The organism is Thalassolituus pacificus, assembly GCF_025318105.1.
GTDB lineage: Bacteria > Pseudomonadota > Gammaproteobacteria > Pseudomonadales > Oceanobacteraceae > Venatoribacter > Venatoribacter pacificus.
This window is the reverse complement of sequence record NZ_JAOANI010000015.1, coordinates 292,562-311,053: the sequence shown is the minus strand read 5'-3', so window position 1 is coordinate 311,053 and position 18,492 is coordinate 292,562. Positions and strand designations below refer to the sequence as shown.

The following is an 18,492-nucleotide window of genomic DNA, read 5'->3' as shown; positions in this document are numbered from 1 at the left end:
ACAGGCCGGAGTGCCACTGCAGGCTCTGATCACTCAACGAATCACAGACCTGCAGGGAGGTGGGTATGGCGATATGTGACTGGCCAAGCGCGGAGCGGCCAAGGGAAAAACTGTTAGCTCAGGGCGCGGGCAGTCTGTCGGATGCAGAATTGTTGGCGATCTTTCTGCGCACCGGGGTTAAAGGCAAGAGCGCGGTCGATCTGGCGCGTGAGCTGCTGCAGGAATTTGGCAGTCTGCGTGCGTTACTGACTGCCGATCTGACCACCTTTTGCACCCCGCTGGGGTTAGGCAGTGCCAAATACGCCCAACTGCAGGCGGTGCTGGAAATGGCGCGGCGGCATCTGGCTGAGCAGCTGGCGCGCGGCGATGCCTTAACCAGCCCGGATCTGACCCGGCGCTATTTACTGGCGCAACTGCGTGATCGCGACCACGAAGTCTTCGCCTGCTTGCTGCTCGATAATCAGCATCGGGTGCTGAAATATCATGAGCTGTTCCACGGCACCATTGATGGCGCAGCGGTGTACCCGCGTGAGGTGGTGAAGCTGGCGCTGACTCAGGGCGCGGCGGCGGTCATTCTGGTACACAATCACCCGTCCGGTATTGCCGAGCCCAGTCACGCTGACCGCGCACTGACCGATCGCCTGCAGCAGGCATTAGGGCTGGTCGATGTGCGTGTGCTGGATCACCTGGTGGTCGGTGATGGGCACTGCGTGTCCTTTGCGGAGCGTGGCTGGCTGTAAGAACAATGCCAGGCCAGGCCCACTCTGCATCCGCCAGGTACCGAGCGATAAAAAGTCGTTCTGGCGCTGGCCTGTCATTCGTATAAAAAATAAGCTTTCGCTTGCGGCGGTCAGGGCGTTTTGGTATAAAGCGCAACTCTTTTCAGCCAGGGCCGTCACGAGTCAAGATTTTGATGACGAATGCCCACGGTTGGTAACGAATTTCCAATTTGTTCGATACAGTTAAAAATCGGGGCGAGATCAATGTCTAAGGTTTGCCAAGTTACAGGTAAAGGTCCTGTAACCGGGAATAACGTTTCCCACTCAAACATTAAAACCAAGCGCCGTTTTCTGCCTAACCTGCAACAGCACCGTTTCTGGGTAGAAAGCGAAAACCGTTTTGTGCGTCTGCGTATTTCTACCAAGGGTATGCGCATCATCGATAAGAAAGGCATCGATGTTGTACTGGCAGAACTGCGCGCACGCGGTGAAAAAGTCTAAGGAGACCTGTTATGCCACGCGATAAGATCCGTTTAGTGTCAAGTGCCGGTACCGGTCACTTCTACACCACAGATAAAAACAAGCGCACCATGCCAGAGAAAATGGAGATCAAAAAATTTGATCCTGTGATCCGTCAGCATGTTATGTATAAAGAAGCCAAAATTAAGTAAGCTTCTTTTGCTTGAAAAGAACCCGGCCTGTGCCGGGTTTTTTTATGGCTGCCATCCATGGCGGCGCACCCTGCGGGTTGTGCTTGCTTCGCCTCTTCTTTCTCTCTTCTGGCATAATCCCGGTTTTCTTCTGACGCCTGACATCCTTATGCCTGAACTACCTGAAGTTGAAACCACCAAGCGCGGTATTGAACCCTGGCTGCTGAATCAGCGTATTGAGCGTGTGGTGGTGCGCCAGCCGCAGTTGCGCTGGCCGGTGGTGGATGAATTAAAACTTCTGCAAGGCCAGACCGTGCGTCGACTGAGTCGTCGGGCGAAGTACATTCTGGTGGAGACCGATATCGGTACTGCGATCTGGCACCTGGGAATGTCCGGCTCGTTGCGTCTGGTCGAGCCCTCTGCGCCGGCCGGTAAACACGATCATATCGACTGGCTTCTGAGTAACGGCAAAGTGCTGCGTTACCACGACCCGCGCCGTTTCGGTGCTTTGCTATGGGTTGAGCCGGGTGCGGACAGCGATCACCTGACTCATCTTGGGCCGGAACCGCTGTCGGATGACTTTACCGCTGAGTATCTGTTCCGCCGTTCCCGTGGCAAAAGTCAGGCGATCAAAACCTTTGTGATGGATGGCAAGGTCGTGGTCGGGGTCGGCAATATTTACGCCAATGAGAGCCTGTTTCTGGCCGGTATTCGTCCGGCGACGGCGGCTGGAAAAATCAGTCTGGCGCGCTATGAGCGTCTGGTCAGTGAAATCAAACAGGTGCTGGCGCGGGCGATTGAACAGGGCGGCACGACTCTGCGTGATTTTGTCGGTGGTGATGGCAAACCGGGTTACTTTGCCCAGCAGCTTTTTGTTTACGGCCGTGGCGGTGAACAATGTAAGGTGTGCAGCAGTGTGCTGAAAGAAATCCGTCAGGGGCAGCGGGCGACCGTTTATTGCCCGGGTTGCCAGCGCTGAAGCGCTTAAAGCCCCTGCCTCCAGTCGTGACGAGGCGTGCAGGTGCTGATATAGTCAGGCCTATTCGCATCTGCATCAAAAGAGGAAGAACAATGCAACTGATGGCGACCTTACGGACTTCGGTAAATATTGCTGTGGCCACCGCATTGCTGGGCATGAGTTCTCTTGCCAGCGCTGAACGGATTGAAGAAAGCCCAAGCGCTGGTGCCATGGTGGCAGATGCAGTGATTGCCCGTCCGTTGTATTTCGTCTTATCCCAGGCCGGTGCATTGATCTACGGCGCCACCCTGCCGTTTACCCTGCTCGGCGGCAATGCTGATCAGGCAGCGGAAACGCTGGTGGTTACCCCTTTACAGGCGGCCTTCGTGCGCTGTCTGGGTTGTGGCAAGATTGAAAACGAAGTGGGCTCCCTGAACGAAGGTGACGGCAAACGTATCCGTCACTTCGTTATGCTCAGCGGTGGTGCTGCGCAGCTGGATACCGATGGCGAAACCGGTAACGGTGCCACTTATGGCTTGTATCTGGGTACTCATTTTGAACTGACCGATAAGAGCCGCTTTGATGTGATGCTGGGGGCTAAGCGTCTGGCGGAAACAGAAATCAAAGCGTCGACCGGTACATTCAAAGATTCGGCAACCTCTTATCAGATCGTCAGCCGCTTTGGCCGTGAAGTCTTCGGTAATGTGGATCTGATGTTCAAATTGGGTGCCCATCACTGGTCGGCCGAGCGTAAGCTGAACACCGGCTCGAAGGGCGACACATCAGGCAACGATTTCCTCTGGGGTGTAGGTCTGGACACAGGCTTGGGTGACAAGCTGCGTGTAGGTCTGGATTACACCAGTTACTCGATGGAAAATAACGACGACGGTTATGATGCCGATATCGATACGCTGGATCTGAACGTCAGCTACCTGTTCTGATCATCAGGTTGTGATCAAAAAAACGCCGGGCACTGCCCGGCGTTTTTGTTTCTGCTTTTTGTGCCGGTCAGGCGCCTTTCAGCCACTGCCAGAGCTGGCCAATGCCTTCGTACATGGCACGTTCGCTTTTCAGCGCAGCCCGCGCTTCAATCCGCCAATCGCTGTTATCGGTACTCAGACGTACCGCTGGCGCAGGTATTGGCTGCAGTCCCTGACGCTGAAAAAACACCAGCGCCCGCGGCAGGTGCGAGGCTTCGCTGACCAGTGCAAAGCTCTGCCCGATCAGCAGGGGCGTCATCAGCTGTGCTTCTTCTTCGGTATCTCTGGCTTGCGGGAATGTGTGGATGCGTTCTGCAGCGACCCCCATGCTCAGTGCGATGTCACGCATAACCTCAGCGTGAGGGCGGCTGTCGTTGCCGGCATAACCGGAGACAAACAGCTGCGCCTGCGGATTAGCAGCCAGAATGCGCAACCCTTCAATCAGACGGAACAATGAGCTGGAACACAGCTGCGCGGCCGGTGGCATGCTCTCATCGCTGGCATGGCATCCGCCCAGTACCACGACAATGCTGACCGGTTGCTTGAGATCGAAGGCAGGGAAGTTATCTTCAAACGGTGCCAGCCAGCGATCTGCAAAAGGATGCCAGCTGGTCAGGGCAAGCCACAACGCGGCGACGCTGATCAGCCCTTTGCCCAGCGCCGGACGGTGCTTAAGCAGTAACAGCCCCGCCAGCAGCGCCATCAGCGTCAGGGAAATGGGCATCAGCAACATGCCGATGATTTTCTTCAGGGTGAACGCGATCATTGTGCCTGAGCAACCTTCTTCATGGCTTATGTTCCGGATTCACGACAGCGCTGCCGATACCACGCGGGTCGGAGGCGGCCGTTACCTGCTGTTTGCGCTTATCCCAGAGGATCGCCTGCATATTGCCGTACTGGCGTCCTGCGGTCTGCAGGCGGTGTCCCATACGGGTCAGGGCAACCTCCTGCTGCGGGCTGAAAGCACCGGGTTCGTGTTGCAGGACATCCGGCAGATACTGATGATGAAAACGCGGGCGGCGGACCCAGTCGCTCACCGGCTTGCCCTGCAGATGTTCCAGCGTGCCCAGCAGCACCATGCTGATAATACGGCTGCCGCCGGGGGTGCCGATAATCGCGGTTTGCTGCGGACTGTTGATAATGGTCGGAGTCATGCTCGACAGCGGTCGCTTACCGGCGGCGATGGCATTGGCTTCGTTGCCGGTCAGACCATAGGCGTTGGGTGCGCTCGGTTTGGCGGAGAAGTCATCCATCTCGTTATTCAGCACAATCCCGGTACCGGCGGCGGTAAAGGCGGAGCCGAAGGGCAGGTTAATACTCAGCGTGGCCGAGACCATATTGCCGTCTTTATCCAGCACCGACAGATGGGTGGTGTGGAAGCCTTCGTGCAGGTTTTTTGGCCCGGCCAGATCAAGGCTTGGCGTAGCCTGCACCGGATCGATACTTTCGGCCCAGTGTTGCGCCCGTGCTTCGGATAACAGCTCGGATACCGGTACGTCGACAAAATCCGGGTCGCCAAGAAACTCGGCGCGGTCACGGTAGGCGCGGCGCATCACTTCGGTTAACAGGTGGGTCTGATCGACCGGCGTCATGGTCTGCCAGCTGAAATGACTGAGCATATTCAGCATCTGCACAATGGCGATACCACCGGAGGATGGCGGCGGTGCGCTGATCACTTCCAGTGCGCCGTAACGCACGTGTACGGGCTCGCGTTCGACCACGCGGTAATTGGCCAGGTCTGCGGCTGTCCACTCGCCGCCGTTGCTGTTCACTGCTGAAAGCAGACGCTGCGCAACCGGGCCTTTATAAAAACCATCGAAGCCATCATTGGCCAGCGCTTCCAGTGTCTGTGCCAGTTCGGGTTGCTGCAGTTCAAAGTCTGCGGCCGGAATGTCGTTGTCATCGAGAAACAGGCGGGCACTTTCCTCATAGCGGCGCACCGCCTGCAGGCGGTAGCCCATCAGCATGCGGTAGTGCTCATCCACTGCGAAGCCGTCGCGGGCCTGTTGGATGGCTGCACGCAGCGTTTTCTTTAAGGACAGCTCGCCATAGTGTTCGCTGATATAGGCAAAGGCGGCGGCCTGGCCGGGAATGGCTGCTGCGGTCGCACCGTTGACTGCTTTATCGCGGTTTACGCTGCCGTCGGCATTCAGATAGTAATCGCGGTGGGCGGCGGCAGGAGCGGTCTCACGGGCGTCGATAAAGCGGTACTGCGCGGCACGGGCGTCGTACAGCAGCCAGAAGCCGCCACCTCCGATACCGGCGCTGTAGGGCTCCACGACGCCCAGGCTGGCGGCCACGGCAATGGCGGCATCAAAGGCGTTGCCGCCCTGCTCCAGTACCGCCATACCGGCGGCAGTGGCCAGCGGGTGGGCACTGGCAATAGCGGCCTGGCCGGGAGCGGTATTCTGGCTGCTGCCAGCAGTGATCTGCTTGCTGTGTTCGGCACCGGCAGTGTTCTGTGGGGTGCTGCAGCCGCTGAGTAGCAGGGCAGGCAGCAGGGCAAACAGCAGGGACGTCAGCAGTGTCTTCAGGGCGAGCGGGCGCATAAAAAAAGGCCTCCTTGTGGGAGGCCTTAGTGTGTGGGAGGTCAGTCAGCGGTGCAACCGTCAGTGGTGCTGGCTCCGCGCCTGATTCCGCACGGGTCAGGCGATTTTCTTGCCGGTCAGTTTTTCGTATTTGGCTTCCAGTTCTTCCTGGGTTTCCATACGGTTTTCGTCCTGTGGAATGCAATCCACCGGGCAGACTAACTGGCACTGTGGCTCGTCGTAGTGACCCACACATTCGGTGCACTTGGACGGGTCAATTTCGTAAATTTCTTCGCCGGCAGAAATCGCTTCGTTCGGACATTCTGGTTCGCATACATCACAGTTGATGCATTCGTCAGTGATAATCAGAGCCATGACTTACCTCCGTCAGGGGCGGGTTAGTTCACACATTTCTTCAGGGCCTTGGCTACCTGAGGATTAACAAAATTGCTGACATCTCCGCCCAGTGAGGCGATTTCTCTGACCAGCGTAGATGAAATGTAAGAGAAGTGCTCAGCCGGGGTCAGGAACAGGCTTTCCACATTCGGTGCCAGTACACGGTTCATATTGGCGAGCTGAAATTCGTATTCGAAGTCAGACACCGCCCGCAGGCCGCGCAGAATGATGTTGGCGTTTTTTTCTTTAACGAAATCAGCCAGCAGGTTGCTGAAACCAACCACTTCAACGTTAGCCAGATGGCCGAGTACGCTGCGCGCCAGGTCGACACGGGTTTCAAGGTCCAGCATCGGCTTTTTCTTCGGGTTATCGGCAACGGCAAGAATGATGTGATCGAACATACGCGCTGCCCGTTCGACCAGATCGGTATGACCGTTGGTGATGGGATCGAACGTGCCAGGGTAGACAGCAATATTCATAAATGAGCCTTCTGCGTGCGCTGGAAATGCGCCGCATAGTAAACAAAAGCCGCACGGCAAACAATAAAGCACTGGTGTTGCGCGGCTGGCAGGGAGAAATAACGCGGGGGAGTTTGCCGTGGATCAAATGATCCACGGCAAATGACAGGCTGGACGTCAGGCGCTGGCTTTGATGGTTTCCAGCAGTTTGTTGGCTTGCTTGCAGGCCATGCCATAGATCGACAGCTGCGGGTTAGCGCCGATGCTGGTGGGGAAGGCCGAACCGTCAAACACATAGAGGTTATCGAGGTAATGGTACTTACCATGACTGTCGACCAGACAACGGCTCTGATCTTCACCCATGGTCAGGCCACCCATGCAGTGAGCGGAGCCTGCGGTAAAGGCATTGGAGCGGAACTCCAGCTGGCTGATACCAGCTTTGGCTTCTTCCCAGCTGTGAAACCACGGAGAGTCAACATGGGAGGCACGTACCGCTTTGGCCCCGGCAGCAAACTGAATTTCAGCCATGGTCAGCCAGGAGCGGATGACCCCATCCCACAGGTAGTCGTTGATTTCGTAGTCGATGATGGGCGTGCCATCGTCAGCCAGTTCAATGCTGCCGCCTTCGCTGTCCGGGTGGAAACCATCACGCAGCAGGGCAATCATGGCGTGCAGGTTCGGCAATTTGCTGATGTCGTCAAAGTGCTGAGCACCGTGACCCAACAGCAGTACCGAGGTCAGGCCGGGTTGCAGGGGGGGCACTTCCAGCTTGTAACCTACTTTGCCGCTGACTTCGAGCCACTGAAAGTGGTCGGAGTAAATCGACTGTGGTGCGCCGTAGTAAGGGTCGATCACCTGTTCGAATTCGGCGAAGCAGAAGGTCGTCGGATGGAAGAAAGTCCGCTTGCCGATGCGCTTATGCGGGTCCGGTGCTTTGGAGCGCAGCAGCAGTGCCGGGCCATTAATAGCACCACAGGCCATGATCACGTGCGGCGCTTTGGCGACGAAACTTTTACCACTGGGCTGATAATCACGGGCGAGTGCGGTGACTTCCACCCCCAGCACCTTACGGCCTTCCATAATCAGACGTTCGGCGCGGGCGCTGTAAACCAGTTCTGAATGGTTATCCAGCGCGGCCGGAATGGTGGTGACCAGCATCGATTGTTTGGCGTTGGTCGGGCAGCCGGTACCGCAGTAACCGAGGTTCCAGCAGCCGGACACGTTACGCGGAATCACATGCCAGTCTACGCCCAGCTTGGTTGCGCCACGGGCCAGCACCGAGTTGTTTTCGTTCGGCTGAACCTGCCACGGAGCGACGTTCAGGCGCTGCTCCATTGTTTCGAACCAGGGAGCCATGTCGGCGCTGCTGAAGCCTTCGACACCAAACTCTTCGCTCCAGTAGTTCAGCGTTGGCTCCGGCGTACGGAAGCTGGAGGTCCAGTTGATTACCGTAGTACCGCCGACACACCGACCCTGCAGGATCGACATGGCGCCGTCTTTGCTCATGCGGCCGGCGCTTTCCTGATACAGGTCGCGGTAGGCTTCACGTTCGTCCATACGGAAATCGTTGGTGCTTTTCAGCGGACCTTCTTCCAGCATCAGCACTTTCAGACCGGCTTTGGCCAGAATTTCGGCGGTCGTACCGCCACCGGCACCGGTACCGATAATGATGACATCGGCTTCGACGACGCTGCCATCGGCCACTTCGGTCGATTCGCGCACGTTCCAGCCGTTGGCGATACCGTCGAGAATGGGGTCGGAAATACCGGCAACCACCGGGATATCGGGCTGGCGTTGATTATTGTTCTGCATTGTCAGTTCTCTTTTTATTCTGTTGTCGCTCAGGCCGGGATTTTCTTCGGCGCGCCGGGATAACCCGTGGAGACAAAGGTTTCCGGTTGCGAGTACCAGCACATGGTCAGCAGCTTACACAGTGAGCCGTAACCCATGCGTTTGAGCTGGAGACTGCTGGTTTTCCAGTCCTGTAAAAAGCCTTCAATCTGCTCCGCGCTGGCATCGCTCCAGCTGCCCCATTGTGCGCCCATGACGGAGCGGATAGGAGCAACCTGCATCACATCAAACAGCTGCATCAGCTGGCCTCTGGAGTATTCCTGCAGGGTGCCGATCAGTGTATCGAGGGCTTTGGTCAGCCGCTCAGGTGCGGCATCGGCCAGGGTGCCCGGATAGCTTTTGTTCAGAATCACCGGTGCCAGTGCGCTGAGAAATTCGATATCACCGGCACGCAGCTGTTTATAGCCATTGGCCACCGGTACTTTGCTGCAGCCGCTCAGGCTGGCCAGCGAAGCACCGACAGTCAGTGCAGCAGCGGAGCTGGCACTGAGTTGTAAAAATCCGCGACGGGAGGTGTTAAACATAAAACGCCTCCTCAGCGGATAAACAGCTTGCGGATCAGGCCCTGAATCGCGCCGCCGTAAGGTGGATAAATAAACTGCCCGCTGTTAAAGCGGCCTTTGCGGTGTACCGCTTTGGCTTTCGACAGGGAAACAAAGCCTTCTTTACCGTGGTAATGGCCCATACCGGACGGGCCAACGCCACCGAATGGCATATCATCCTGCGCGATGTGCATCAGCGTATCGTTGATGGTGACGCCACCGGCGTGGGTGCGTTCCAGCACTTTCTTCTGCTGTGCTTTGTCATAGCTGAAGAAATACAGCGCCAGCGGGCGGTCGCGGTCGTTAACGTAGTCGATGGCATCGTCCAGCGAACGGTATGGCACCACCGGCATCACCGGGCCGAACAGTTCTTCCTGCAGCACTTTCATTTCTGCAGTGCCGTTTTCGACAATGTGCAGTGGCATCTTGCGGGTGCCGGCAAAGTCTTCGTTAGCCGGATTGACCACGGTGATTTTCGCGCCTTTTTCTTTGGCATCGGCAACCCAGGCCTGCAGGCGCTGGTGCTGACGCTCGTTCACCACGGCGGTGTAATCGTTGTTGTCACGGATGGTTGGATACATGCGCGCAAACGTCGCCTGATAGGTGTCGATAAACTCCTGCTCTTTACCGGCGGGCAGCAGTACGTAATCCGGCGCGATACAGGTCTGACCGGCATTCAGCGACTTACCGAAACAGATACGTTCAACGGCGTCTTTCATGCTGGCGCCCGGCGCGATAATAGCCGGTGACTTACCGCCCAGCTCCAGCGTTACCGGCGTCAGATTTTTCGCGGCGGCGGACATGACGATGCGGCCCACGGCGGTAGAGCCGGTGAACACCAGGTGATCCCAGGGAATTTCGGCAAAAGCAGAAGAGACTTCGACTTCGCCTTCGATCATCGCGACCTGATGTTCGTTAAAGACTTCGGTCAGCAGTTTTTTCAGCACCTTGTTGGTGACGGGGGTGAACTCTGACATTTTGATCATGGCGCGGTTACCGGCGGCCAGGGCGGTCATCAGCGGCAGCAGTGCCAGCTGAATCGGGTAGTTCCATGGCACCATAATGCCGACTACGCCCAGCGGCTGGTACATCACATGGTTGTGTGACGGCGCAAACAGCATGCTGACGTGGCGTTTGGACGGTTTCATCCAGCCGCGCAGACGTTTACAGGCGTAGTTGATGCCTTCAACGCTGGTCATGATCTCGGCGATCATGGTTTCGTCGGTTGAACGGCAGCTGAAATCCTGGTTCACCGCAGCAGCCAGTTCATCCTGATACTTCAGAATGGCAGCCTTCAGGCGCTTCAGATCGGCAATGCGCTCGTCGGCAGACGGCATCGGGTTGTTACGGAAAGCCTGTTGCTGTTGTTTGAACAGGCTGTGCATGCGCTCAAGCTCCTCATTGGGAGAATGGAGACTGGTAACCGTTGCGACCATACTGGGCTCCTGCGGGATAGTTATTATTGGTTTGCTTTCGTCGGTTGGTATTATTAGAGTCATTACTCTAAAAGGTCAACACTGTAAAAGAATGATGGCGAAGATCAACCTTCTGCGCATGGCATTTGCGGCCAATGTGTGTGAGCCTGCGCCTGACAACATGACGCCCGGCGTTTTATCAGCAATACGGGCAGCGACAGCGGAAACGGCATGAGTACTAAAGAACGAATTCTCGACGCCAGCCTGCAGCTCTTTAATGAGCAGGGCGAGCGTAAGGTCACCACCAATCACATTGCGGCACACCTGGCGATTTCGCCGGGCAATCTGTATTACCACTTCAAGAATAAGCAGGCGATTATTTTTGCCCTGTTTGAGCGCTATGAAAGCCGGGTGCTGGATATTCTGCAGGTGCCGGAAGAGCGTGCCCTGCAACCACTGGATAAACTGCGTTATCTGCAGGACATTTTTACCGGTCTGTGGGATTACCGCTTTATGCACCGCGATATGGAGCATCTGCTGCTGGCCGATGCCGAATTGCATGCCCGCTACCGTGCGTTTTTCCGTCTGTGTCTGAATCAGGTGCAGCAGATTTTCCGCGGCCTGAATGCTGCCGGTATTATCCGCATCAGTGAAGACGATATCGCCAGCCTGGCGCTGAACACCTGGATTGTGGTGACGTCCTGGTTCTCTTTCCTGCGCTGCAACCTGTTGAGCGCCGATGTTGACGCCATTTCGCCGGAACTGTTACGTGGCGGCATTTATCAGGTCTTCACGCTGGAGCGGCCGTATCTGACCGACGAGTACCGCGAGGCGATGAATCAGCTGCAACAGCAGTTTGTGCCGCGCCCGCAGTGGCTGGAAACGGAAGAAAGCGCAGAAGAAAGCGCAGAAAAGGAGCAAAGGGGATAAGCCGCAGGGGCAAACAGCAGGGATAAACGATAACGGCCGGATTCGTTATCGATTCCGGCCGTTATCAAAGGGCAGACGCTGGTGTCAGCTTGCTTCAGAAATTACGCAGGTAGGCGTTGATGAAATCAGACTGATTCGGTGCGTCTTTTTCGGTCATAAAGGTCAGGTTGTTGCCCTTGCGGCGCAGTTTAAGCTTGTCGCTGAACTGACACTGCACGCCCTGCAGCGCGGCCAGATCGGCTTTGAATTCTGAATAGCGTCCACAGATGCGTGCCATTTCGCCGGCAACCTGTCCGCAGTATGCGCCAATGCTGATGCCTTTCAGCAGGTCATCATTCACGCTGGCCCAGTCAATCGCGGTTTTAACCGTGCCGCCGCAGGCTTTGCTGGCTTCACTGTCTTTTTCGCTGAGCATGGCTTCGACGTTTTTAACGTGCTTATCACGGTTAAACAACGCCAGCTTTTTCTGGATGCCTTCGGTGGTCTGCTGGGTATAGCGTTGCACAATCCCTTCGCGTGTCGGGTCGGTTTCACCCTGCTCAATGGTGCCGACATTCAGGCCGTCACGGCCATTGTCTGGCAGGAATACCTGAAAGTATTCATTGCCCCAGTTAACGCCTTTCAGGATCAGGGTTTTCATTTGGCCATCGTAGGCAATACGGTAGGCAACACCACCCTGACCACGGTTCTGCATTTCGGCCAGGAACACGACACGGTCGACGGCATGGTTAACGCCGGATACCTGTATCAGTGCTTTCTCTTCGTTTTTCAGTGGCAGGATGATGGCTTTCAGTGACTGAGCGCCGCCCAGATAAACCGGGTAATCAACCACTTCAACCGCCTGAGCGCGAAACGTGGCCAGCAGGAAGAGCGTGATAACAGAGAGAGTTTTCAGCATGGATATGTCCTTATTGATGAGCTGAATGGATGCGCCAAACAGATGCGTTGAGTCAGCGGAATTCAGCCTTCTGTTACAGAAGGCGGCGCTACTTTAACATCGCTGGCGGGCGAATTCCTTAGCGCTTTTGATAACTCAATCAAAAAACAATAAAAATCAGGCGCCTTAATCCGCCACAATTTCAAACAGGCGGAAACAGAACTCTTTGGTTTCTTTGTGCTTAATCTCTTGCCAGTCAGCAGGAAATAACGGTTGCAGGCGCACTTCATGCTCGACGTACACCAGCGCACCGGGCAGCAGGCGCAGGGCGTCGATGGCAGGCTGCAGCAGGTCTTTGCCGAACGGCGGATCGAGAAACACCAGATCAAAAGGCTCCGGATTCTGTTGCAGCCACAGCAGCGCATCACCGGCCCAGACCTGAGCATTGGCCGCCTGCAGAATTTCCAGATTTTCACGCAGCTGCAGTGCAGCGGTGGGGTGCTTTTCCAGGAAGACTACTTCTTTTGCCCCCCGGGACAGGGCTTCAAAGCCCAGCGCGCCGGAACCGGCGAAGGCATCCAGCGCACGGGCACCGGCAATGTCATGTTGCAGCCAGTTGAAGACGGTTTCACGCACCCGGTCCATGGTCGGACGCAGGCCGTCGACGGCCGGGAAGCGCAGGCGGCGGGAGCGCCACTGACCACCAATAATACGAAGTTGCTGGGATTGGATTTTACTCATGAGTTCTTCAGTGCTGGCTGGGTTCTCGCTGCGGCTGAGCGGCTGACAAACACTGCAGCAGTTCAGCGGGAGCGGTTTTCTGGCTCTGGCCGAGCTGATGGTACAGCTGGCGGTAGAGGTCTTCCGGCGGGCGATAGTAGGCAAGATCGGCCTGAATGTCGATCTGACTGAGGTCATTTTGCCAGTTCTGGCGCAGTATCCGGGTCTGTTCAAGCCGCCATTCGGCCCAGGCGCTGCGGGTTGGGCCGGTTGCGTCGGGGCGAGTGAGCAGGGCGAGGCTGTCTGGCAGACTATAAAGAGCGGCCCAGGCATGTGCCGGTTGTAGCGCTGACGCAGGTAGCAACGCCTGAGTCAGCCACAATGCGCCCACCAGATGTTCTGCGATACAGGTCGGCAGTGGCCCGCCAGCAGGTTCCAACGGCTGCAGGTTCAGGGTACGAATAACATAGGCGGCCATGGTTTTCTGGCTGAGTTCATCCCATGGACCGGCAATCAGCAGCACAGCCTGGCTTCCTTTCAGGCTGCCGGGCAATTGTTGTTTCAGGTGGTCGGGCCAGTCAGTTGCAGGCAGTTTCAGTGTGTATAAAGCGCTCGCGCTGCGCAGCGCCAGATGACCGCCATTGATATCCCCCGCCCTACGCAGATACACCGCGATGCCTTCCAGGCTCTGCCAGTAACGCCAGCCAGCGTCAGCCAGTAATGGTTGTGTCAGAGCGGGCAGCGGTTGCTCTTCTTCATCTTTGAATCCCAGATGGATCCAGCTGATCAGCAGCAGGCAGACAATAATCAGAACGCTGAGAGTGGTACGGCTGAATCCGTGCAGCATAGGACGGTCATCTCTGTTTCGACGGGGTAATCCGGGACGCATGACGGCGTGCCAACATGCCCTGAATGCGTGGTGAAATTTATCCGCCAACGATAACATCCGGCGGAATGATGGTAGGATAGCGCCCTGACGCCGGGTGCGGAAATAAAGCGATGGGCTTTGGCCCGATTGCACCGTTTCGCAAACCCCCGCAGCATTCTGCAACACCGGCGCCTGACGAACATCCATTATTGTCCCTGATGTCTGAGTACCCCGATGTTTGATTTTTTTAAGCGCAAAAAAAACACCCCTGACGCTGCCAAAGAAACCTCGGCGGCGGAATCCGAATCCCCAGAACAAACCCTGCCTGACAGTGGCGAAGCCGTTGTTGAAGACGGAGCGGTTAACGCAGACGCTGTTACTGCGGAGGCTGTCGTTGACGTTGAAGCCGTTGCTGAGGCTGACGTCATCGCTGAGCCCGAATCAGAGCCAGAACCTGAACAGCCCGTCGCAGAAGACGTCGTTCCACTGGCAGAGCAGAACCTGTCGGCCGCACCTGTTCAGGCCCAGACCCAGGACAAGCCGCTGGATAATCAGGGTACGAAAAAGCCAGGCTTCTTCAGCCGTATCCGTCAGGGCCTGAGCAAAACCCGCAGTGGTCTGAGCGACGGCCTGGCGAATCTGCTGTTGGGCAAAAAAGAAATTGATGACGATCTGCTGGAAGAGCTGGAAACCCAGCTGATTATGGCCGACGTCGGTGTGGAAGCGACCCAGGACATCATGAGTCGCCTGACCACACGTGTCAGCCGTAAAGAACTGAAAGACTCCGATGCGCTCTATAACGCCTTAATCGGCGAGCTGCAGGATACGCTGGGCGGTGTGCAGGCTCCGCTGGTGATCGACAGCAGCAAGAAGCCCTATGTGATTCTGATGGTTGGCATCAATGGCGTGGGTAAAACCACCACCATCGGCAAGCTGGCCAAACAATTCCAGAATGATGGTAAGAGCGTCATGTTGGCGGCGGGTGATACCTTCCGTGCCGCCGCTGTCGAGCAGTTGCAGGTCTGGGGTGAGCGCAATAATGTGCCGGTGATTGCCCAGCATACCGGCGCTGATTCAGCCTCCGTGCTGTACGATGCGCTGGAAGCGGCCAAAGCCCGTAAAGTCGATGTTCTTATCGCCGATACCGCCGGTCGTCTGCACACCAAAGACAACCTGATGCAGGAACTGGAAAAAGTCGTACGGGTGATGAAAAAACTCGATGACAGCGCCCCGCACGAAGTGATGCTGGTGCTGGATGCCGGTACCGGTCAGAACGCGATCAATCAGGCGCGTCAGTTCCAGCAGTCGGTCGGTGTTACCGGTCTGACGCTGACCAAGCTGGATGGCACGGCCAAAGGCGGTATTATCTTTGCCCTGGCGCGTCATTTTGGTCTGCCGGTGCGTTATATCGGTGTGGGCGAAGGTATCGATGATTTGCGTCCGTTTAATGCCGAAGAGTTCACCCGTGCATTGTTTCAGCGTGAGCAGAACGACAACGGCTGATGGCCGCGAACAGGTCCAGCATTAGGGCCTGTTGACACTAAGTGAATCGGCCTGCTGAGAGCCAGTTTTTCTCAGAACAAGGAGAGAGGAGTGATATTAGCGGGCTAAATGAATGACGAACGACGAAGTCGATGGGGAAAACTGGCCTCAGCCCGAAGGGGTATGGCTAAAAATCCCTAATCCTGCGTTGCTGTTCGCTCGCTTAACCCGTTAGGCCACACTCTCAGCGCCTTGTCTGAGGAATTTTTATCCGATAACAGGCCTGTTTAATTAGTGTCAACAGGCCCTAACATAAAAACAGGAGCCGGATATGACCATGGTGCAGTTTGACCGGGTCGGTAAACGTTACCCCGGAGGCAAAGAAGCGCTCAGCGGCATTAACTTCGAGTTGGCCCGTGGCGAGTTTGCCTTTCTTACCGGGCACAGTGGTGCCGGCAAAAGTACGTTGCTGAAGCTGATGATGCTGATGGAGCGGCCTTCCCGTGGTCAGGTGTTTGTCGATGGTCAGAATCTTGGCCGCCTGCGTCCGGGTCAGATTCCTTATCTGCGCCGCAAAGTCGGCGTGGTGTTCCAGAACCACCAACTGCTGTTCGACCGCAGCGTCTACGACAACGTCGCCCTCCCTCTGCAGATTGCCGGCTATACCCCGGCCGAAGCCGGACGGCGCGTGCGCGCTGCTCTCGACTCGGTTGGCTTACTGGGTATGGAAAAACGCAATCCGATTGAGCTGTCCGGCGGTGAGCAACAGCGGGTCGGTATCGCCCGTGCGGTGGTGAATAAACCCGCCCTGCTGCTGGCGGATGAGCCAACCGGTAACCTTGACCCAGAATTGTCGGCCGAGATTATGAACCTGTTTCTGCGCTTCCAGCAGGTGGGGGTAACTGTGCTGATCGCCAGTCACGATATCGCCCTGATTGAACGTATGGGTCATCGTCGTCTGATCCTGGATCATGGCCATCTGCACGATGGCCAGGTACCGGCAGCCGGAGGTATTTATGGCTGAGCCGAAGCATACGGTTAAAACTCAGGCCGGAGCGTCGTTACAGGAAATTGGCGTACGCAAACGGCTGAATGCCTGGGCAGCTAACCATCAGCTGGTGGCGGTCGAGACGCTGATGCGATTGCTGAGCAAACCCCTCAGCAGTCTGCTGACCTGGATGGTGATCGCCATCGCCCTGACCATGCCCGGCGCATTGTGGATGGCGCTGGATAATATGGAGCAGCTCAGTGGCCGCTTTCAGGCGTCGGGCCGCATCACGTTGTATCTCACCCCGAAAGCGACCGAGGAGCAGGGCCAGCAGCTCAGCGACCGCATTGCCGCCCTCGACAGTGTGGCCAATACCGAATTTATTGATGCCGATACTGCGCTGAATGATTTCCGCGACAACAGTGGTTTGCAGGCCGCGCTGGATTTTCTGCCAGAAAATCCGCTGCCGGCTGTGATCCTGGTCGAGCCACCGCTGGGCATCGAACAAGCCGCATTATTGCGTCTGATTGAGCAACTAAAATCCTATCAGCTGGTCGATAGTGTGCAGCTGGATATGGCCTGGGTGGAACGGCTGCAGGCGATGCTGGCATTGGCGGAACGCCTGATTGGCGTGCTTGGCGTGTTATTGGCGCTGGCCATTCTGCTGGTGGTCGGCAACACCATCCGCCTGGCGATTGCCGCCCGGGTGGATGAGATCCGCGTGGTAAAACTGGTCGGCGGTACCAACGCTTATGTTCGACGGCCGTTTCTGTATACCGGTTTATGGTACGGCATGGTGGGTGGTTTACTGGCCTGGTTGCTGCTGATTTTATGCTGGGCGCTGCTGAACGGCCCGGTGGCGGATCTGGCGGAACTGTATGGCTCAGGCTTTGAACTGAAGCCGCTGTCTGCCGCCGCGGCGATGGTGCTGCTGTTGGCGGCTATGCTGTTAGGCTGGTTAGGGGCCTGGTGGTCGGTCAGTCGGCATTTGGATCATATTGAACCCTGATCGGGTTGTAATTGAATGTATTGTTCCGTAAAGGAACTCAATGGCGTATTGGCTGTCAGACTTTGCAAGTGCTAAACTCAGTCGCCAAGATACTTCGCAGAGGCTGCAAAAAGCACCTCACAGAGGCATAAAGAGGAAGGTTAAATGAACAAAGGTATGCAAGCCGTTAACGCTTTGTCCCCTGGTGCAAACCTGGAATCGTACATTGCCACGGTTAATGCGATTCCTGTGCTCACTCCGGAAGAAGAGAAGCAACTGGCGGAACAACTTCATTATCACGCCGATCTCGAAGCCGCGCGCCGTCTGGTTATGGCGCACATGCGTTTTGTTGTACACATCGCCCGCAGCTATTCCGGCTACGGGCTGAATCAGTCTGACCTGATTCAGGAAGGTAACGTTGGCCTGATGAAAGCGGTTAAACGCTTTAATCCGGAAGTCGGCGTACGCCTGGTGTCCTTTGCCGTGCATTGGATCAAGGCCGAGATTCACGAATTTATTCTGCGCAACTGGCGCATTGTTAAAGTGGCCACCACCAAGGCCCAGCGTAAGCTGTTCTTTAACCTGCGCAGCCAGAAAAAACGTCTGGGCTGGTTGAGCCTGGCGGAGGCAAAATCGATTGCCGAAGATCTGGGTGTGGAAACCAAAACCGTGTTTGAGATGGAAGGTCGTCTGAATGCCTACGATGCGGCCTTTGATGCTGGTGTCGATGACGATGATGAAACGGCCTATCAGGCGCCTGCACATTATCTGGAAGATCACAGCACCGATCCGGCGCTGGTGGCCGAGTCCGATAACTTTGAGCAGGATTCCAGCGATCGTCTGCACATGGCTCTGGATCAGCTCGACGAGCGCAGCCGTGCGATTCTGCAGCAACGCTGGTTGAGTGATGAGAAAGCGACCCTGCATGATCTGGCTGCTATCTATCAGGTGTCTGCTGAACGTATCCGCCAGTTGGAAAAGAACGCAATGAAGAAGCTGAAAGAAGCGATGGGCGGAGCGTTACTGCCAGCCTGATCCTGCTTAAGCTTTGCATTAAAAACCGCCTTCGGGCGGTTTTTTTATGCCCGCTGTCAGTGCCGGGTTCAGCGCAGTGTTTTTATTACGCGCACAAAAAAGCCTCC

General features: G+C 56.4%; 21 protein-coding genes. 11 read left to right on the top strand and 10 right to left on the bottom strand.

The window, feature by feature from the left end; all coding sequences use genetic code 11:
• Window positions 1–65: 65 nt before the first annotated feature.
• From radC to NYR02_RS08530, 5 genes are all read left to right on the top strand, one after another.
• Window positions 66–740, top strand: coding sequence for a RadC family protein (radC, locus tag NYR02_RS08550; RefSeq protein WP_260975950.1), 675 nt, complete (start codon window positions 66–68; stop codon window positions 738–740).
• 243 nt (window positions 741–983) lie between these two features.
• Window positions 984–1,220, top strand: coding sequence for a 50S ribosomal protein L28 (rpmB, locus tag NYR02_RS08545; RefSeq protein ID WP_260975949.1), 237 nt, complete (start codon window positions 984–986; stop codon window positions 1,218–1,220).
• Between the two features lie 11 nt (window positions 1,221–1,231).
• Window positions 1,232–1,390 carry a 50S ribosomal protein L33 gene (gene rpmG / locus NYR02_RS08540; RefSeq protein ID WP_145467589.1) on the top strand — a complete coding sequence of 53 codons (159 nt, stop codon included), beginning with the start codon at window positions 1,232–1,234 and terminating at the stop codon, window positions 1,388–1,390.
• A gap of 148 nt (window positions 1,391–1,538) precedes the next feature.
• Window positions 1,539–2,348, top strand: a complete 810-nt coding sequence (gene mutM / locus NYR02_RS08535) for a bifunctional DNA-formamidopyrimidine glycosylase/DNA-(apurinic or apyrimidinic site) lyase (protein ID WP_260975948.1) — start codon at window positions 1,539–1,541, stop codon at window positions 2,346–2,348.
• 92 nt (window positions 2,349–2,440) lie between these two features.
• On the top strand, window positions 2,441–3,268 hold the full coding sequence (locus NYR02_RS08530; RefSeq protein ID WP_260975947.1) for an outer membrane beta-barrel protein: 828 nt from the start codon (window positions 2,441–2,443) through the stop codon (window positions 3,266–3,268).
• A 67-nt stretch (window positions 3,269–3,335) separates the two neighbouring features.
• On the opposite strand, the gene elyC is transcribed toward NYR02_RS08530, so the two are convergent.
• From elyC to coaD, 4 genes are all read right to left on the bottom strand, one after another.
• Window positions 3,336–4,073 carry an envelope biogenesis factor ElyC gene (gene elyC / locus NYR02_RS08525; RefSeq protein ID WP_260975946.1) on the bottom strand — a complete coding sequence of 246 codons (738 nt, stop codon included), beginning with the start codon at window positions 4,071–4,073 and terminating at the stop codon, window positions 3,336–3,338.
• Window positions 4,074–4,092: 19 nt separating this feature from the next.
• Window positions 4,093–5,856 carry a gamma-glutamyltransferase gene (ggt, locus tag NYR02_RS08520; protein WP_260975945.1) on the bottom strand — a complete coding sequence of 588 codons (1,764 nt, stop codon included), beginning with the start codon at window positions 5,854–5,856 and terminating at the stop codon, window positions 4,093–4,095.
• 96 nt (window positions 5,857–5,952) lie between these two features.
• A complete protein-coding gene (locus NYR02_RS08515) occupies window positions 5,953–6,210 on the bottom strand; it encodes a YfhL family 4Fe-4S dicluster ferredoxin (protein WP_145467597.1) in 258 nt (85 codons plus the stop codon).
• 23 nt (window positions 6,211–6,233) lie between these two features.
• Entirely contained in the window at window positions 6,234–6,710 is a 477-nt protein-coding gene (gene coaD / locus NYR02_RS08510) for a pantetheine-phosphate adenylyltransferase (RefSeq protein WP_145467599.1), read from the bottom strand.
• Between the two features lie 2 nt (window positions 6,711–6,712).
• Between coaD and NYR02_RS08505 the strand changes: the two genes are divergently transcribed.
• The gene (locus NYR02_RS08505) at window positions 6,713–6,841 is read left to right on the top strand and encodes a hypothetical protein (protein ID WP_260975944.1); all 129 of its coding nucleotides are present in this window, start codon (window positions 6,713–6,715) and stop codon (window positions 6,839–6,841) included.
• 25 nt (window positions 6,842–6,866) lie between these two features.
• Here the strand turns inward: NYR02_RS08505 and NYR02_RS08500 are convergent, their stop codons facing one another.
• Genes NYR02_RS08500 through NYR02_RS08490 form a run of 3 tightly spaced genes read right to left on the bottom strand, consistent with a single transcriptional unit; the run spans window position 6,867 to window position 10,518 of the window.
• Window positions 6,867–8,501, bottom strand: coding sequence for a GMC family oxidoreductase (locus NYR02_RS08500; RefSeq protein WP_260975943.1), 1,635 nt, complete (start codon window positions 8,499–8,501; stop codon window positions 6,867–6,869).
• A gap of 29 nt (window positions 8,502–8,530) precedes the next feature.
• Window positions 8,531–9,064: a twin-arginine translocation signal domain-containing protein gene (locus tag NYR02_RS08495; RefSeq protein ID WP_260975942.1), complete on the bottom strand. Its 534-nt coding sequence runs from the start codon at window positions 9,062–9,064 to the stop codon at window positions 8,531–8,533.
• Window positions 9,065–9,075: 11 nt separating this feature from the next.
• Complete coding sequence (locus NYR02_RS08490) at window positions 9,076–10,518, bottom strand: coniferyl aldehyde dehydrogenase (RefSeq protein ID WP_260975941.1); 1,443 nt, start codon at window positions 10,516–10,518, stop codon at window positions 9,076–9,078.
• A 210-nt stretch (window positions 10,519–10,728) separates the two neighbouring features.
• Here NYR02_RS08490 and NYR02_RS08485 point away from each other — a divergent pair, with 210 nt between their 5' ends.
• A complete protein-coding gene (locus NYR02_RS08485) occupies window positions 10,729–11,427 on the top strand; it encodes a TetR/AcrR family transcriptional regulator (protein ID WP_260975940.1) in 699 nt (232 codons plus the stop codon).
• Between the two features lie 94 nt (window positions 11,428–11,521).
• On the opposite strand, the gene NYR02_RS08480 is transcribed toward NYR02_RS08485, so the two are convergent.
• From NYR02_RS08480 to NYR02_RS08470, 3 genes are all read right to left on the bottom strand, one after another.
• Complete coding sequence (locus NYR02_RS08480; RefSeq protein ID WP_260975939.1) at window positions 11,522–12,325, bottom strand: hypothetical protein; 804 nt, start codon at window positions 12,323–12,325, stop codon at window positions 11,522–11,524.
• Window positions 12,326–12,490: 165 nt separating this feature from the next.
• The gene (rsmD, locus tag NYR02_RS08475) at window positions 12,491–13,045 is read right to left on the bottom strand and encodes a 16S rRNA (guanine(966)-N(2))-methyltransferase RsmD (RefSeq protein WP_260975938.1); all 555 of its coding nucleotides are present in this window, start codon (window positions 13,043–13,045) and stop codon (window positions 12,491–12,493) included.
• 7 nt (window positions 13,046–13,052) lie between these two features.
• Window positions 13,053–13,871 carry a hypothetical protein gene (locus NYR02_RS08470; RefSeq protein ID WP_260975937.1) on the bottom strand — a complete coding sequence of 273 codons (819 nt, stop codon included), beginning with the start codon at window positions 13,869–13,871 and terminating at the stop codon, window positions 13,053–13,055.
• A gap of 255 nt (window positions 13,872–14,126) precedes the next feature.
• Between NYR02_RS08470 and ftsY the strand changes: the two genes are divergently transcribed.
• The 4 genes from ftsY to rpoH all read left to right on the top strand — a co-directional run bounded on the left by ftsY (window position 14,127) and on the right by rpoH (window position 18,385).
• On the top strand, window positions 14,127–15,395 hold the full coding sequence (ftsY, locus tag NYR02_RS08465; RefSeq protein WP_260975936.1) for a signal recognition particle-docking protein FtsY: 1,269 nt from the start codon (window positions 14,127–14,129) through the stop codon (window positions 15,393–15,395).
• A gap of 316 nt (window positions 15,396–15,711) precedes the next feature.
• Window positions 15,712–16,398 (top strand): cell division ATP-binding protein FtsE, encoded by a 687-nt coding sequence (ftsE, locus tag NYR02_RS08460; protein WP_260976275.1) that lies wholly within the window; start codon window positions 15,712–15,714, stop codon window positions 16,396–16,398.
• On the top strand, window positions 16,391–17,371 hold the full coding sequence (ftsX, locus tag NYR02_RS08455; RefSeq protein WP_260975935.1) for a permease-like cell division protein FtsX: 981 nt from the start codon (window positions 16,391–16,393) through the stop codon (window positions 17,369–17,371). Before ftsE ends, ftsX begins: the two co-directional genes overlap by 8 nt.
• 144 nt (window positions 17,372–17,515) lie before the next feature.
• Window positions 17,516–18,385: an RNA polymerase sigma factor RpoH gene (gene rpoH, locus NYR02_RS08450; protein ID WP_260975934.1), complete on the top strand. Its 870-nt coding sequence runs from the start codon at window positions 17,516–17,518 to the stop codon at window positions 18,383–18,385.
• The last annotated feature ends 107 nt before the right edge of the window (window positions 18,386–18,492 follow it).

Excerpts from the sequence above, each read along its gene's own strand:
- radC (WP_260975950.1), top strand. The coding sequence starts at position 66 with ATGGCGATATGTGACTGGCCAAGCGCGGAGCGGCCAAGGGAAAAACTG.
- rpmB (WP_260975949.1), top strand. The coding sequence starts at position 984 with ATGTCTAAGGTTTGCCAAGTTACAGGTAAAGGTCCTGTAACCGGGAAT.
- rpmG (WP_145467589.1), top strand. The coding sequence starts at position 1,232 with ATGCCACGCGATAAGATCCGTTTAGTGTCAAGTGCCGGTACCGGTCAC.
- mutM (WP_260975948.1), top strand. The coding sequence starts at position 1,539 with ATGCCTGAACTACCTGAAGTTGAAACCACCAAGCGCGGTATTGAACCC.
- NYR02_RS08530 (WP_260975947.1), top strand. The coding sequence starts at position 2,441 with ATGCAACTGATGGCGACCTTACGGACTTCGGTAAATATTGCTGTGGCC.
- elyC (WP_260975946.1), bottom strand. The coding sequence starts at position 4,073 with ATGATCGCGTTCACCCTGAAGAAAATCATCGGCATGTTGCTGATGCCC.
- ggt (WP_260975945.1), bottom strand. The coding sequence starts at position 5,856 with ATGCGCCCGCTCGCCCTGAAGACACTGCTGACGTCCCTGCTGTTTGCC.
- NYR02_RS08515 (WP_145467597.1), bottom strand. The coding sequence starts at position 6,210 with ATGGCTCTGATTATCACTGACGAATGCATCAACTGTGATGTATGCGAA.
- coaD (WP_145467599.1), bottom strand. The coding sequence starts at position 6,710 with ATGAATATTGCTGTCTACCCTGGCACGTTCGATCCCATCACCAACGGT.
- NYR02_RS08505 (WP_260975944.1), top strand. The coding sequence starts at position 6,713 with ATGAGCCTTCTGCGTGCGCTGGAAATGCGCCGCATAGTAAACAAAAGC.
- NYR02_RS08500 (WP_260975943.1), bottom strand. The coding sequence starts at position 8,501 with ATGCAGAACAATAATCAACGCCAGCCCGATATCCCGGTGGTTGCCGGT.
- NYR02_RS08495 (WP_260975942.1), bottom strand. The coding sequence starts at position 9,064 with ATGTTTAACACCTCCCGTCGCGGATTTTTACAACTCAGTGCCAGCTCC.
- NYR02_RS08490 (WP_260975941.1), bottom strand. The coding sequence starts at position 10,518 with ATGGTCGCAACGGTTACCAGTCTCCATTCTCCCAATGAGGAGCTTGAG.
- NYR02_RS08485 (WP_260975940.1), top strand. The coding sequence starts at position 10,729 with ATGAGTACTAAAGAACGAATTCTCGACGCCAGCCTGCAGCTCTTTAAT.
- NYR02_RS08480 (WP_260975939.1), bottom strand. The coding sequence starts at position 12,325 with ATGCTGAAAACTCTCTCTGTTATCACGCTCTTCCTGCTGGCCACGTTT.
- rsmD (WP_260975938.1), bottom strand. The coding sequence starts at position 13,045 with ATGAGTAAAATCCAATCCCAGCAACTTCGTATTATTGGTGGTCAGTGG.
- NYR02_RS08470 (WP_260975937.1), bottom strand. The coding sequence starts at position 13,871 with ATGCTGCACGGATTCAGCCGTACCACTCTCAGCGTTCTGATTATTGTC.
- ftsY (WP_260975936.1), top strand. The coding sequence starts at position 14,127 with ATGTTTGATTTTTTTAAGCGCAAAAAAAACACCCCTGACGCTGCCAAA.
- ftsE (WP_260976275.1), top strand. The coding sequence starts at position 15,712 with ATGGTGCAGTTTGACCGGGTCGGTAAACGTTACCCCGGAGGCAAAGAA.
- ftsX (WP_260975935.1), top strand. The coding sequence starts at position 16,391 with ATGGCTGAGCCGAAGCATACGGTTAAAACTCAGGCCGGAGCGTCGTTA.
- rpoH (WP_260975934.1), top strand. The coding sequence starts at position 17,516 with ATGAACAAAGGTATGCAAGCCGTTAACGCTTTGTCCCCTGGTGCAAAC.